Origin of the sequence: Megasphaera sp. DISK 18 (genome assembly GCF_001682955.1) — a bacterium.
GTDB lineage: Bacteria > Bacillota > Negativicutes > Veillonellales > Megasphaeraceae > Megasphaera > Megasphaera massiliensis.
In genome coordinates this window covers 46,488-59,125 of sequence record NZ_LUGJ01000024.1, presented here as the reverse complement: position 1 = coordinate 59,125, position 12,638 = coordinate 46,488, and the positions used below count along the sequence as shown (strand labels likewise).

The window sequence follows — 12,638 nt, the reverse complement described above, 5'->3', positions numbered from 1 at the left end:
TCATGGATTATGTCATCAAAGGTGGAACGATTTGCTTTGGCGAAGAACACTTTCAAGCGGATATCACCCTTCGCGATGGAAAAATCTGGTCTATCGGCGGAGGCCTTCATCGTGGCAGTGAAGAAGTCATCGATGCGGATGGGATGTATGTCTGCCCCGGCGGTATCGATCCGCACACCCACATGGATTTGCAGCAGTCGCCTCAGTATCGAGCCTGTGACGACTTTTACAGCGGTGGTGTGGCTGCAGCCTGCGGCGGGACGACGACAATCATCGACCACATGGCTTTTGGCCCTGAAGGCTGTTCGCTGAGATATCCTTTTGAGCAGTATAAATTGCTGGCTGAATCGTGTCCCGTCGACTATAGTTTCCATGGTGTATTCCAGCATGTCGATGAGTCGGTCTTACGTGAGTTGTCCGAACTGATTGAAGAAGGCTTTCCGAGTTTTAAGGCCTATACGACGTACGGTTACCCCATGGGAGACGCTGATTTAATGAGAATTTTGCCGGTGATGAAATCCCATGGAGGACTGCTCACGGTCCATGCCGAAAGCGATGGCATGACAAATTACCTGCGACAGGCCTTGTCTCCAGATGAACTTAGCCCCATCGGTCAAGCTCGGACGCGCCCTAATGAGGCCGAAGCATCGGCAGTCAGTGGGGTCTTATCCGCGGCCCGGGCTTGTGGCGATGCCCCTGTTTACATCGTTCACACGTCGGCTCATGAAAGTGTGGACCGCATTTGCCTTAGCCGGCAAGAAGGGCAGCGGAATGTATATGCTGAAACGTGCCCGCAGTACTTACTGTTGACAGAAGATAAATTTACAGAGGGCGGGTCTTTGGAAGGCATTAAATACATGATGGCTCCGCCGTTACGGAAAAAGGTCGATAACGATGCCTTGTGGCAGGCCCTGCGGGACGGGAGGGTTCAGGTCGTTGCGACGGATCACTGCCCTTTTACGGTAGAAGAAAAACAGGCCCATGCCGCTGATTTTCGCAGCTGCCCCGGCGGTGTATCCGGTGTAGAAGAACGGATGCCCCTGTTATTTAGTGAAGGCGTCGTCAAAGGTCGTCTTTCGCTCGGTCAATTCGTTCGCGTGACCAGCACTAACGCGGCCAAAATTTTTGGTCTCTACCCGAAGAAAGGAACGCTCTTGCCGGGAAGTGATGCCGACATCGTCCTCATCGATCCGTCTCGGAAGCGGACGATCCGCAAGGACAATCTCCATACGACCTGCGGCTACTCCCCGTATGAGGGGATGACGACAGACTGCACGATTTCAAAAGTATTTCTGCGGGGACAGATCATTGCCCAAGACAACGTATTCTTAGGGCAGAGCGGATATGGCCGGCTGCTTCCCCGAAAGCGCGTTGTGCCCTATGAGAACATCATTAGATTATAGAGTTATAAGTATCATTTCCTGTCTGGTATTTTCCCTCGCTTGAGGCTCTTCAGGCGAAATGGCAGCCATGACAGACGTATCACTGAAAGTCCGGGATGGGCGGAAAGAGGAACTGTTATGGATAGGATTTGTAAATTATGGATTAATGGCCAGGAAGTGGCCGTCGATCCGGAGCGTAAATTAATCGATATTCTGCGCCGTGACCTGCGGCTGAAATCCGTCAAGGACGGCTGCAGTGAAGGCGCCTGCGGGACCTGCACGGTCATCATTGACGGAAAGGCGACCAAGGCCTGTGTGCAGAAAGCTGGTCGCCTTGAGGGTAAGCACATCGTGACCGTCGAAGGACTGTCACCGAGGGAAAAAGAGGTCTTCGTCTATGCCTTTGGTGAAGCCGGTGCCGTCCAATGCGGTTTTTGCATTCCCGGCATGGTCATGTGCGGCAAAGCCCTTATCGACGTCAATCCGGAGCCGACCCGTCTGGAGATTACGGCGGCTATCCGCAACAATATTTGCCGCTGTACGGGCTATAAGAAAATCATCGATGGCATTGCCCTGGCAGCAGAAATCCTGCGGAACGACACGCCTATTCCCGTCGTCGGCGGGTATCGCGGCGTCGGCGATCATTGCCAGCGAATTAACGTCAGGACCAAGGTGCTGGGTACGGGGAAGTATACCGATGACTTAGATGACGTCGATTTACCTGGCATGTGTTACGGAAGCGCCATTCGCAGTGCCTATCCGAGGGCGATTGTAAAGGCCATCCATACGGAAAAGGCCAAGGCCCTGCCCGGTGTCGTCTGCGTGCTGACGGCCGAGGACATTCCCGGTTCGGTCAAGGTCGGCCATTTAAAGGTCGATTGGGACACGCTCATTCCCGCCGGGACGACGACTCATTATTTAGGCGACGCCATCGTTATGGTGGCCGCTGAAACGCCGGAGATACTGGCAGAAGCGAAGAAGCTCGTTGACATCGAATATGAAGAACTGCCGTCGTTGACTTGTGCTGCCGAAGCCTTGGCGGAAGGAGCGCCTTTGGTCCATCCTTCGGCAGGAACGAATATACTGGCTCATGAACATTTAGTTCGCGGTGACGCCGATGCCGTCATTGCGGCGTCGAAATATAAGGTAACCCATCATTTCGAAACGCCTTGGACGGAACACGCCTTTTTAGAACCGGAATGTGCCGTCGCCATGCCCTTCGATGACGGCGTCTTCATTTACTCGTCGGATCAGGGGATTTACGACACGCGGCGGGAAACGGCGTTGATGTTGGGCCTTCCGGAAGAAAAAGTAGTCGTGGAAAATTGTTTTGTCGGCGGCGGCTTCGGCGGGAAGGAAGACGTGACGGTCCAGCATTTGGCGGCCCTCGTTGCCTATGTCAGTAAACGAATCTGTAAAGTGAAGCTGACCCGTCAGGAAAGCATTCTGATACATCCGAAGCGCCATCAGTTCAGTATGGATTTGACGACGGCCTGTGATGAACAGGGGAAGTTGACGGCGATGAAGCTGGTCGCTGTCACCGATAACGGAGCCTATGCATCCCTCGGCGGCCCGGTTCTTCAGAGAGCCTGTACCCATGCTGCCGGCCCGTATAATTACCAGACCATCGATATCGAAGGAACGGCCGTTTACACTAATAATCCGCCGGCCGGGGCCTTCCGCGGGTTCGGCGTAACCCAAACTATTTTTGCAACGGAATTAAACTTAAATAAATTGGCTGAAATGGCCGGCATCGATCCCTGGGAAATTCGATACCGCAACGCCATCCGGCCGGGAGAAGTCCTGCCCAACGGGCAGATTGCCGACCCTGCGACGGGACTTGTCGAAACGCTGGAAGCCGTAAAAGACGTTTACTATCAGAGCGGCCCTTATGTGGGCATCGCCTGCGCCTTGAAGAACTCCGGCGTCGGTGTCGGCCTTCCCGACTATGGCCGCTGCCGTCTTGCCGTCAGCGACGGTCGGGTCCATGTCTATTCGTCGGCCTCATGTATCGGCCAAGGCGTCGGTACCGTTTTGGTGCAGATCGTGTCCGAAGCAGCCGGCCTTCCCATTGAAGCCATTAAATGGCATATGCCAAATACGGCTACATCCCCCGATGCCGGTACGACGTCCGGGTCCCGTCAGACGACACTGACCGGGGAAGCCGCACGGCGAGCTGCGAAGGATTTGCGGCGGGACTTGTTCCGTGTCAACGGATTGGTTTACGAAGGAACAAGCCGGCCCAGTGATTACTTGGAAGGTGTTACGGTTGAGCAGGAATCGCCGACAACGGCGCAGGTTCGCTTTACAGGCAGCGATTTGGATGCTCTGAACGGTCGGGAATATATCGGCGAATATCTTGGTAAAACCGATAAGATGGGGGCTGACGTGGCCAATCCCGTATCACACGTTGCCTATGGTTATGCAACCCACGTCTGCATCCTGAACGAAGACGGGTCGATTCGGAAAATGGTAGCTGCCCATGATGTGGGACGCGTCGTCAACCGCAAGAGCCTTGAAGGACAGATCGAAGGCGGGACGATTATGGGCTGCGGCTACGCCCTGAGTGAACAGTATCCCCTCGATCATTGTAAGCCTACGGCCAAGTACGGCACCTTGGGCTTGATGCGGGCCGACAAGGCGCCGGATGTCGAAGCCATTGCCATTGAAAAGGAAGGCGTCGATGTCGCTTACGGGGCTATCGGCGTCGGTGAAATCACGTCGATTCCGACAGCACCGGCTGTTGCCGGCGCTTACTATAAGTGGAACGGTAAGTTCCAAACGGCCATTCCTTTGGAAGGAACGCCGTACAGCCGAAAGAAATAAGCCTTTAAAAGTCCTGACGATGGGCTTAAAATGCAGTATAATTAAAATAGGAAGAAATCAATAAAACCCCTCACCTGCTTGGCAGGATGAGGGGCTTTTATAGAAAGGATTGTTATGAAGGATACGTTGATTATTGTTCGCGGCGGCGGCGATTTGGCAACCGGTGTCGTCCAATCTTTATTTCAGGCCGGTTTTCGCGTCCTCATCTTAGAAACAGACCGACCGTCGGCGATTCGCCGGCAGGTATCTCTTTGTGAAGCCGTCTATGACGGACAGGCTGTCGTAGAAAATATGACCTGTCGACGATGTCAATCGATCGATAAGTTATCGACGGTTTGGGGGCGTCAGGAAATACCTCTTCTCGTCGATCCTGAGGGAAAGAGCATTCAAATACTTCAACCCTGGGGCGTCGTCGATGCCATTTTGGCTAAGAAAAACTTGGGGACGAACCGCGGTATGGCGCGACATACTGTGGCCTTAGGTCCGGGATTTACGGCCGGCCGCGATGTCGATGCCGTCATTGAAACGAAGCGAGGCCATCGGTTAGGGCGCATCATACGTGAAGGCACGGCTGCGGCCAATACGGGCATACCGGGGATCATTGCCGGCTATGGCAAAGAGCGGGTCATCCACAGTGACGCCGCAGGTTTCGTCTATGGCTTGGTCCGCATTGGCGACCGCGTAAAAACAGGACAGCCTATGGCTGTCCTGACGGATGTACCGATTCCCGACGGAATGGCGATTACTGAAGCGAGGGGCATTCCCGTGCCGGCGTCCTTAACGGGACTCGTAAGGGGCTTGATTCGCGACGGCTATTACGCGCCTAAGGGATTTAAGATTGCCGATATTGACCCGCGTGAGCATGAGTACCACAACTGCTTTACCATTTCGGATAAGGCACGAAGCTTGGGCGGCGCCGTATTGACGGCCCTCCTTTGGTTGGGGCGAGATGATTTGTTTTAAATAAGAATCGAGGGGTTTCTAATGAAAAGAGAAGAAGATGCACTCCATTTTGCATCATGCCGGGATTTATCCTATGTCGATTATCATCAGGGGGCGGAGCCCAAAAAGCAGGCCATTGCCATTGAGGTCATGACGCCGCTTTATCTCGATGGTGTGAGGGTCAGCACCCTCATATCTTCGCCGGAAGATGTCGATGTTCTGGCAGCCGGCTACTGTTTGGCTGAGGGGAAAGTGGCTGACGGCAGAACCGTATCCGACGTCAGCCTCCACGAGGAGGCTGTCTGGGTAACGACCAAGGAAGGCGTCATACAGACTCCCAAAGACGAACCCTTTACCCCGATTTCCGCACCGCAGCTCTGCTCTTATGGCGGTCTTTTAGACAGCTTGTCGACGGCCCATCATGCCTCACACGGTGTCCATGAAGGGGCCTTGGTAGTAAACGATAAAATCCTCGTCTATACGGAAGACATTGGCCGTCACAACGTCCTAGACAGACTGCGCGGTTTTGTTGAACTGGGCCATATCGACGTCAGTCAGGCCGTTTTAGTATTCAGCGGCCGCGTGCCGCAGTCGGTTATCGAAAAGGTCCACGGCCTGGGCGTCCGTTTCTTGGCCTCGCGGGCCCTGCCGACCAGTTTAGGCGTGGCTTTGGCAGAGAAATACGGCATTACCGTCGTCTGTGGGCTGCGTCCCGATTCGTTTAAGGTCTTTGCTCACGGGGAACGGATTATGTGGTAATCTCAAAATAATAAAATTGCGTCGATGGGAGCGCCTTCCGGCAAGGGAGGCGTTCCTTTTTTGATGCAGCCTAGGGCATTAACGTGGGCAAGGCCTAAGAGGGCACTCGACGTGAGGGTCGTATTCGGTGTAAAGACGGCCTTACCATCTTCAAAGGAAATGTGCCCTTGGACGAAGCGATCGACGGGATTTTCCTTGTGAATGGCATGGCTTAATCGACAGGTGACGATCGGAAAGTCTCTATTTTTTTCACCATTTAATTGGCGGACGATGGGGAGGGCCAGGAGCTCGAAGGCGTTGAAGGCGGCAGACGGATTGCCGGATAGGCCGAGGACCATCGTTTGCTTGCCGGTATCCCTTTTGATGACGCCGCCGTATGAGGCCGAACCGGGACGCATGGTGATGCGGTTGTAAAGCTGGACGGAACCGATGCGTTCGTAGATTTGAGGCATCGTGTCGTAGAGACCGACTGATACGCCGCCGGTGCTGATGATGAGGTCGGCGTCACGGCTTAAGGCCCGGACTTTTTCCGTTTCGGCGTCGAGGCATTCCGGCGCATCTGAAACATGATAGAAGGTAACGGCTGCGCCTTGCGCTTCCAGTAAGGGGCGGAAAAGGTAAGCATTGGAGTTGTAAATCTGCCCGTCGTGTCGCTTCTGACCGGGGAGGACTAACTCCCTTCCTGACGTCAAGAACAAGATTTTCGTTTTGGCGAAGACTGGAAAGGTGGCGTTTCCCATGCCGACAGCGGCGGAGACGGCGCCGGCTGTCAGTTTCGTTCCCTTGGGGATGATGACGGCCCCTTGACGACACTCTTCGCCGACGGGAATGATGTTGCTGCCGGGCGGAATGCTTTCTGTCACCTTAATCCGATTATTTTGGAGGACCGTGTATTCTTGAGGAATGACGGTGTCGCAGTCGCCCGGGACGGCACAGCCTGTCATCAGGCGGACGGCCTGACCCGGCAAAACCGGTCCCTCATAGACGAGGCCGGCCCCGATGGTGGCGACGACGTCGTAGGTCTTTTGATCATGGCTGCAGAGAGCATAGCCGTCGAAGGGCGATTTACGGTAAGGCGGATAGGGATGGGCGGCAGTCATGTCTTTTGCGGCAATGCGGCCGACGGCCGTTTCCGGGGAGACTGTTTCAATTTCTTTTTGGGAGGAAGACAAGGCGCCGCGGAGACGGCGCCTTGCTTCGGTAATCGTTACGATTTCCATAATTCGATATCCTTTTTATACGGGTTTGAATGACTATATCTTCGTCGGAGTTCTCTTGGAACCTGCCGAAACGGCGGCTTTAGGGACGAAGAGACTTAAGGCTTCTGTCGGACAAGCAGGGATGCAGGCCGGTTTTCCCGTCTCGGTGTTTTCACAAAGGTCGCATTTATAAGCGACGATTCGGAATGGGCGGCCCTGGGTATTGCCGTGATAAATGCGGGTCATGGTGATGGCGTCAAAGGGACAAGCCTTAGAACACTTGCCGCAGCCCCGACAGGCGTCTTCATCGATGACGACGGAATCTTCCCCGAGGGAGATGCAGTTAAAAGGGCAGGCGTCGAGACAACGCGGTTTCGGACACTGTTGGCACTGGACGGCCTTGGTGATTTTTGACGTGTACACGACGTGAACGCGCGGCGTAAAGTCGAAGCTGTTTGGTTTCATGGCGAATAAGGCCTTGCCGGTGTGACTGGCGACGCAGGCTGCCATGCAGGTCTTACAGCCGATACAGAGTTCCGGATCTGTCTTAATATGATTAAACATGGCCGAGGCCTCCTTCAGATTGAATTCCCATGCGGCTGCGAATGGCGGCGTACTGGGCTTTTACACTCATTTCTGCCTGTTTTTGATCGTCGATTTTTTCGACGCGGCAGGCACAGTACTTATATTCCGGCGTGCTGCTCTTGGGGTCTAAGGCGGAAATGGTCAATTCATTACAGGCGCCGATCCACCATTGATAGGTCATGTACGTGGCGCCTTGAGAGACTCGATCGGAAACCTGACAACGGGTGATAGTCTGTCCGCGTCGCGAGATGACTCGGACTAAGTCGCCGTCGGCAATATCGAGACTTTGACAGTCGTCGGGATTCATCTGAATGTATCCCGGTTCATCGGCCAGGTCGACGAGGAGGCGGCAGTTGCCGGTCATGGTTCGAACGGAATAGTGGCCGACTTCGCGGACCGTCGATAAGGACAGGGGATAATCGGGGCTTTCGACTTCTTTTACCGGTGTCCACGGGAAGTAATAGAAACGGCCTTTTCCGTCGTCTGTCGCAAAGTGAGCGCCCTTATGGAGGTACTGTGTTCCCTTATCATTTGGGTCTTCCGAGAAACAGGGCCATTGGATCCCGTGATTGGCGTCCAACTTTTCATAGGTCGCGCCGGTAAATTTGGGACAGAGAGACCGCATTTCATCCCAGATTTCTTCCGTGTTATGGTACTGCATGGGATAGCCCATGGCAGTGGCTAAGAGACAGAGAATTTCCCAGTCCGGTTTGCAGTCGCCCTGCGGTTCGATCAGTTTGCGGACGCGCTGGAAGCGGCGGTCGCAGGAGGAGTAGACGGCATCGTGTTCGCCCCAGGCTGTGGCCGGGAAGACGACGTCGGCGTGTTCACAGGTCTTGTTGAAGAAAATATCCTGAACGGCGACGAAATCGATGGCATTGAGTGTCCGTCTGATTTCCGGAAGGTCCGGGTCCGATTGAGCCGGGTCTTCGCCAATGATGTAGTAAGCATGAATCTGCTTTTTCGGGTCCTTTTCACGGAGGACCTTGGCCGGGACGCGGGTCAGGGGCAGTCCGACTTTGTCGGGCAGGACACAACCCCAGGCCTTTTCGAATTTTCGGCGGACGGTTTCGTCCGTTACGGGCTGATAGCCTGGGTACTGGTTGGGCAGGAGTCCCATGTCACAGGTGCCCTGGACGTTGTTTTGGCCGCGGACCGGGCCGACACCGGTGGCGTAATGGCCGTAGTTGCCGGTCATGAGACTGAGGTTGGAGCAGGCAATGACGCATTCGACGCCTTGGGAAAACTGGGTAATGCCCATGCCCCACAGGGTTACGGTGTGCTTCGAGGAAGCAAAGAGGCGGGCGGCCTTTCGGATGGCATCGGGATCTAATTGGGTTGCGGCGGCCACGGCTTCCGGGGCGTACTTGTCCTGTGCGATTTCTTCGGCATAGACATCAAAACCTGTCGTATGCTTTTCGATAAAATCGCGGTCGACTAAGTTTTCCGTTACCATGACATGGGCCATGGCATTGAGCAGCAGCATGTTGGTACCGCCTTTTAGCGGGAGGTAAATATCGGCCAACCGTCCCATTTCCGTCAGGCGGGGATCGACGCAGATGATTTTACAGCCTTTCTTCTTCGCTTTGACGATGCGGCGGGCTACAATAGGGTGTGAGACCGGGGCATTGTAACCGATGTTGAAGATGACTTCGGCATCTTCGATTTCGGGAATGCTGACTGACATGGCACCTTCACCGACCGATTGGCTAAGGCCGGCAACGGAGGCGCCGTGGCAGATGCGGGCGCAGTGGTCGACGTTATTGGTGCCGATGACGGCGCGCATGAATTTCTGAGTAATATAAGCCGTTTCGTTGCCCGGACCGCGGGCCGAACCGGCACCCATGACGGCGTCGGGGCCATACTCTTTGATGATGGCTTTGAGCCGCGATGCCGTGTATTCGATAGCTTCCTGCCAGGATACTTCGACTAAGGGACTTTGTTTGCCGCCCTTGCGAATCATAGGATGGCGGATTCGCTTGGTAAGAATTTGAGGATCATTCAGGTAGTCCCAGCCGTAAAGGCCTTTTAAGCAAAGGCGGCCTTCGTTGTTGACGCCTTCCGGAGATCCTTTTGCTTCAATGACACGATTCGTTTCTGTATCTACCGTATAAGTAATGACACAGCCTGACCCGCAGTAGGGACAGACTGTGTCAATGTTTTTATGAGTATTCATAGTAACACCTCGCTTTTGGGTTCAACTGATTTTGTTACATCACGGGCAGGATGTAGGGCTATGTTACCATAGTAGAACTTCTGTCTGCGAGATGCAATTACATAATCACTAAGGGCTTATATTTCCGACGAACGGTATCCCGTGAGGAATAAGATATGATTGACTATATTCGCGGAATCAGCTTGCTGGATATCGATCTGTGGAAATGGTCCGTGGCTGTGACTTTCGACAAGAACTAAATCGGCTAGCTGTTGTTGTGTCATATTAAAGATGACATCTTCTTTTTGCGCTTCCGGTCCGATCATATCGGGGCTGCAGAGACAGGCCGAGACGGCACCGGCACTTCTGGCCCGGTCCGTGTCGGAGCCGGCCTTGGGACGACAGTCCGTGTGGTGCGTGCTTTTAATGTAGGCGACGTGGTATCCGCGGCGTGTCAGTTCGGCAATGGCCGTTTCGGCGGCCGTCGTTTTTCCATCTCCCGAATTCGGGGCCGTCAGGGTGACGACAGGAACTTTGCGCCGGCTGTTGGCGGCACGGCCTTTGGCAGCTTCGTAGTCAGACATGGTATTGACGTTGAGGTACAGAGCCGGTCGACACGATTTCAGGGTAGCCGTAGGAATCGTCTGCAGAAATTCCTGCAGACAGTAGTTCCCGGTCTGAAGCTGTCGGGCAATGGCCGGAACTAATTCTCGGCTGTAAAGAGCGGCTAAGGGTTGATCTCGGCCGTCTTTTGTCCGGGGGATAACGGCCATCAATTCGGGGGCTCGGCGAACGGGGCGGAGAATGTCCGAAATCGGCGAGAAATCGTAAAAGGGAAGGTCGACAGACAGCACCAAATAGTAGTCGCATTCGCCGTCGCGCATGGCTGCTTCCAGTCCGCCCAGGGGACCGCAGTGTTGGACGTTGTCGGCGATGGTGCGGACCGTACGGGCGAGCTTGGCCGGCAGGTTCTTGGGCGAGTAATCCCGGTTGATGGAGACGATGCGTTCTGCAAAAGGCGCGCGCTGACTGCGAAGCAATAAATCGGTCAGCAAATCCGTTCCGTTCCAAGGCAGGGTTGCCTTATCGTGGCCCATGCGAGAACTTTCGCCCCCGGCCAGGATAATCAGGCCCAGGGAGAAACGATGTGAATATTTTATCATCCTCTATCACGTCCTTTATTATAATATAATTATATTATACCATGATTTTATGTGATAAGGTGAGGAAGTTGACTGGAAGTTTCCACAAAAAAAGTATGGAAAGCTAACAGATTTTAATGTATAATGAGTTTAGTCGAAGCTGGCAGTCGATGAACTGCCGGATTTACTTTTTTTATCCGTTATTTGAACTTGCGAATAACGATGCAGGAGGCGTTCATGGAAGGGCAAAAGCTTCACTATAAGGTCATCATGTGTCTGTTGGGCGACAAGCGGGCTTTCGGACCCGGCGTGGCCGAGCTCTTAGACGGCGTTCGCCGCCGTGGTTCGCTCCAGGGAGCTGCTAGAGACATGAATATGTCTTATTCAAAGGCGTGGACGATCATGCGCGACGCCGAGGCCATTTGGGGTTTTCCCCTCATTCGCCGCTATGTCGGCGGAAAAGACGGGGGACGGTCGGTCCTGACCGGACAGGCCGAAGAAATACTCAAGCGTTACCGGCACATGAACGAGGCCGTCCGAGCTGTAGCGGCTCGACAGTTCGGCGAGTTATTCAATGATGAAGAATTACAAAAATTAAGAGAAATGAGAGGCTAGAACGCTATGAAAATGATGAAAACGGAAGACGCTGTCGGTCATATTCTCTGCCACGATATTACACAGATTATCCGCGGCGTTACCAAAGCGCCGGTGTTTCGTAAAGGGCACATCATCACCAAGGAGGACATTCCTGTTTTGTTATCTGTCGGAAAAGATCATGTCTATATTTGGGAAAATGATGACACCGTTTACCATGAAAATGAAGGGGCGGCCATTCTGCGGGACATCTGTATGGGGGCCAACATGCATGGCAGCGAGCCTAAGGAGGGGAAAATCGAACTCATTGCCGACTGTGACGGTATGCTGACCGTTCGCCGTCAAGAACTGCAAGCCGTCAACTCTGTAGGTGAAATGATGATTGCTACCCGCCACGGCGGCTTTACCGTTCGCAAGGGTGATAAATTGGCCGGAACCCGGGTCATTCCGCTGGTTATAAAAAAAGAAAAAATGGCCAAGGCCAGGGCCGTGGCAGGTCCCTTGCCGCTGCTCGATGTCCACCCTTTTCATAAGAAGCGAGCCGGCGTCGTCACGACGGGCAATGAAGTCTTTCATGGCCGCATTGAAGATACATTTACTCCGGTTATTGAAGACAAGCTGGCCGAATTTGATGCAAAAATGGCTATGCACAAAGTCTTGGCCGATGACCCAACAGCCATTACGGCGGCTATTCGAGAGATGCTCGACGCCGGCATGGATATGGTTTTCTGTACGGGCGGCATGAGTGTCGATCCCGATGATCAGACGCCGTTGGCCATTAAAAACACCGGTGCCCGCATCGTATCGTATGGGGCGCCGGTCTTGCCGGGAGCCATGTTTTTACTGGCCTATACAGAAGACAATCGGCCAATCGTCGGCCTTCCGGGCTGCGTCATGTATGCTAAGCGGACGATTTTTGACCTCGTCCTGCCGTCGCTCATGGCCGATGTTCCTGTAAAGGCTTCCGATTTGTCTCGTCTGGGCGAAGGCGGACTGTGTCTGAACTGTCCGGTCTGTACCTTCCCGAACTGTGGTTTTGGAAAGTAGGTGTTCT

General features: G+C 54.0%; 10 protein-coding genes. 6 read left to right on the top strand and 4 right to left on the bottom strand.

Going from position 1 to position 12,638, the window contains the following annotated elements; translation table 11 throughout:
* The first annotated feature begins 2 nt into the window (after nt 1–2).
* The 4 genes from hydA to A0U42_RS06055 all read left to right on the top strand — a co-directional run bounded on the left by hydA (nt 3) and on the right by A0U42_RS06055 (nt 5,909).
* Nucleotides 3–1,403, top strand: a complete 1,401-nt coding sequence (gene hydA, locus A0U42_RS06070) for a dihydropyrimidinase (RefSeq protein ID WP_065360275.1) — start codon at nt 3–5, stop codon at nt 1,401–1,403.
* A 117-nt stretch (nt 1,404–1,520) separates the two neighbouring features.
* The gene (xdh, locus tag A0U42_RS06065) at nt 1,521–4,208 is read left to right on the top strand and encodes a selenium-dependent xanthine dehydrogenase (protein WP_065360274.1); all 2,688 of its coding nucleotides are present in this window, start codon (nt 1,521–1,523) and stop codon (nt 4,206–4,208) included.
* A 114-nt stretch (nt 4,209–4,322) separates the two neighbouring features.
* Nucleotides 4,323–5,171 carry a selenium-dependent molybdenum cofactor biosynthesis protein YqeB gene (gene yqeB, locus A0U42_RS06060; protein WP_065360273.1) on the top strand — a complete coding sequence of 283 codons (849 nt, stop codon included), beginning with the start codon at nt 4,323–4,325 and terminating at the stop codon, nt 5,169–5,171.
* Between the two features lie 21 nt (nt 5,172–5,192).
* Nucleotides 5,193–5,909, top strand: coding sequence for a formate dehydrogenase accessory sulfurtransferase FdhD (locus A0U42_RS06055; RefSeq protein WP_065360272.1), 717 nt, complete (start codon nt 5,193–5,195; stop codon nt 5,907–5,909).
* A 2-nt stretch (nt 5,910–5,911) separates the two neighbouring features.
* Here A0U42_RS06055 and A0U42_RS06050 read toward each other — a convergent pair whose 3' ends face one another.
* From A0U42_RS06050 to A0U42_RS06035, 4 genes are all read right to left on the bottom strand, one after another.
* Nucleotides 5,912–7,129, bottom strand: coding sequence for a molybdopterin molybdotransferase MoeA (locus A0U42_RS06050; protein WP_065360271.1), 1,218 nt, complete (start codon nt 7,127–7,129; stop codon nt 5,912–5,914).
* A 33-nt stretch (nt 7,130–7,162) separates the two neighbouring features.
* Nucleotides 7,163–7,672 (bottom strand): 4Fe-4S dicluster domain-containing protein, encoded by a 510-nt coding sequence (locus tag A0U42_RS06045; protein ID WP_065360270.1) that lies wholly within the window; start codon nt 7,670–7,672, stop codon nt 7,163–7,165.
* Entirely contained in the window at nt 7,665–9,869 is a 2,205-nt protein-coding gene (gene fdhF, locus A0U42_RS06040; protein WP_065360269.1) for a formate dehydrogenase subunit alpha, read from the bottom strand. The genes A0U42_RS06045 and fdhF overlap by 8 nt, the downstream gene beginning before the upstream one ends.
* A 116-nt stretch (nt 9,870–9,985) precedes the next feature.
* Complete coding sequence (locus tag A0U42_RS06035) at nt 9,986–11,011, bottom strand: molybdopterin-guanine dinucleotide biosynthesis protein MobB (RefSeq protein ID WP_065360268.1); 1,026 nt, start codon at nt 11,009–11,011, stop codon at nt 9,986–9,988.
* A gap of 216 nt (nt 11,012–11,227) precedes the next feature.
* Between A0U42_RS06035 and A0U42_RS06030 the strand changes: the two genes are divergently transcribed.
* Both A0U42_RS06030 and A0U42_RS06025 read left to right on the top strand, forming a co-directional pair.
* Nucleotides 11,228–11,605, top strand: a complete 378-nt coding sequence (locus A0U42_RS06030; protein WP_044502958.1) for a winged helix-turn-helix domain-containing protein — start codon at nt 11,228–11,230, stop codon at nt 11,603–11,605.
* Nucleotides 11,606–11,611: 6 nt separating this feature from the next.
* Entirely contained in the window at nt 11,612–12,631 is a 1,020-nt protein-coding gene (locus tag A0U42_RS06025; RefSeq protein ID WP_065360267.1) for a molybdopterin-binding protein, read from the top strand.
* The last annotated feature ends 7 nt before the right edge of the window (nt 12,632–12,638 follow it).

Excerpts from the sequence above, each read along its gene's own strand:
- hydA (WP_065360275.1), top strand. The coding sequence starts at position 3 with ATGGATTATGTCATCAAAGGTGGAACGATTTGCTTTGGCGAAGAACAC.
- xdh (WP_065360274.1), top strand. The coding sequence starts at position 1,521 with ATGGATAGGATTTGTAAATTATGGATTAATGGCCAGGAAGTGGCCGTC.
- yqeB (WP_065360273.1), top strand. The coding sequence starts at position 4,323 with ATGAAGGATACGTTGATTATTGTTCGCGGCGGCGGCGATTTGGCAACC.
- A0U42_RS06055 (WP_065360272.1), top strand. The coding sequence starts at position 5,193 with ATGAAAAGAGAAGAAGATGCACTCCATTTTGCATCATGCCGGGATTTA.
- A0U42_RS06050 (WP_065360271.1), bottom strand. The coding sequence starts at position 7,129 with ATGGAAATCGTAACGATTACCGAAGCAAGGCGCCGTCTCCGCGGCGCC.
- A0U42_RS06045 (WP_065360270.1), bottom strand. The coding sequence starts at position 7,672 with ATGTTTAATCATATTAAGACAGATCCGGAACTCTGTATCGGCTGTAAG.
- fdhF (WP_065360269.1), bottom strand. The coding sequence starts at position 9,869 with ATGAATACTCATAAAAACATTGACACAGTCTGTCCCTACTGCGGGTCA.
- A0U42_RS06035 (WP_065360268.1), bottom strand. The coding sequence starts at position 11,011 with ATGATAAAATATTCACATCGTTTCTCCCTGGGCCTGATTATCCTGGCC.
- A0U42_RS06030 (WP_044502958.1), top strand. The coding sequence starts at position 11,228 with ATGGAAGGGCAAAAGCTTCACTATAAGGTCATCATGTGTCTGTTGGGC.
- A0U42_RS06025 (WP_065360267.1), top strand. The coding sequence starts at position 11,612 with ATGAAAATGATGAAAACGGAAGACGCTGTCGGTCATATTCTCTGCCAC.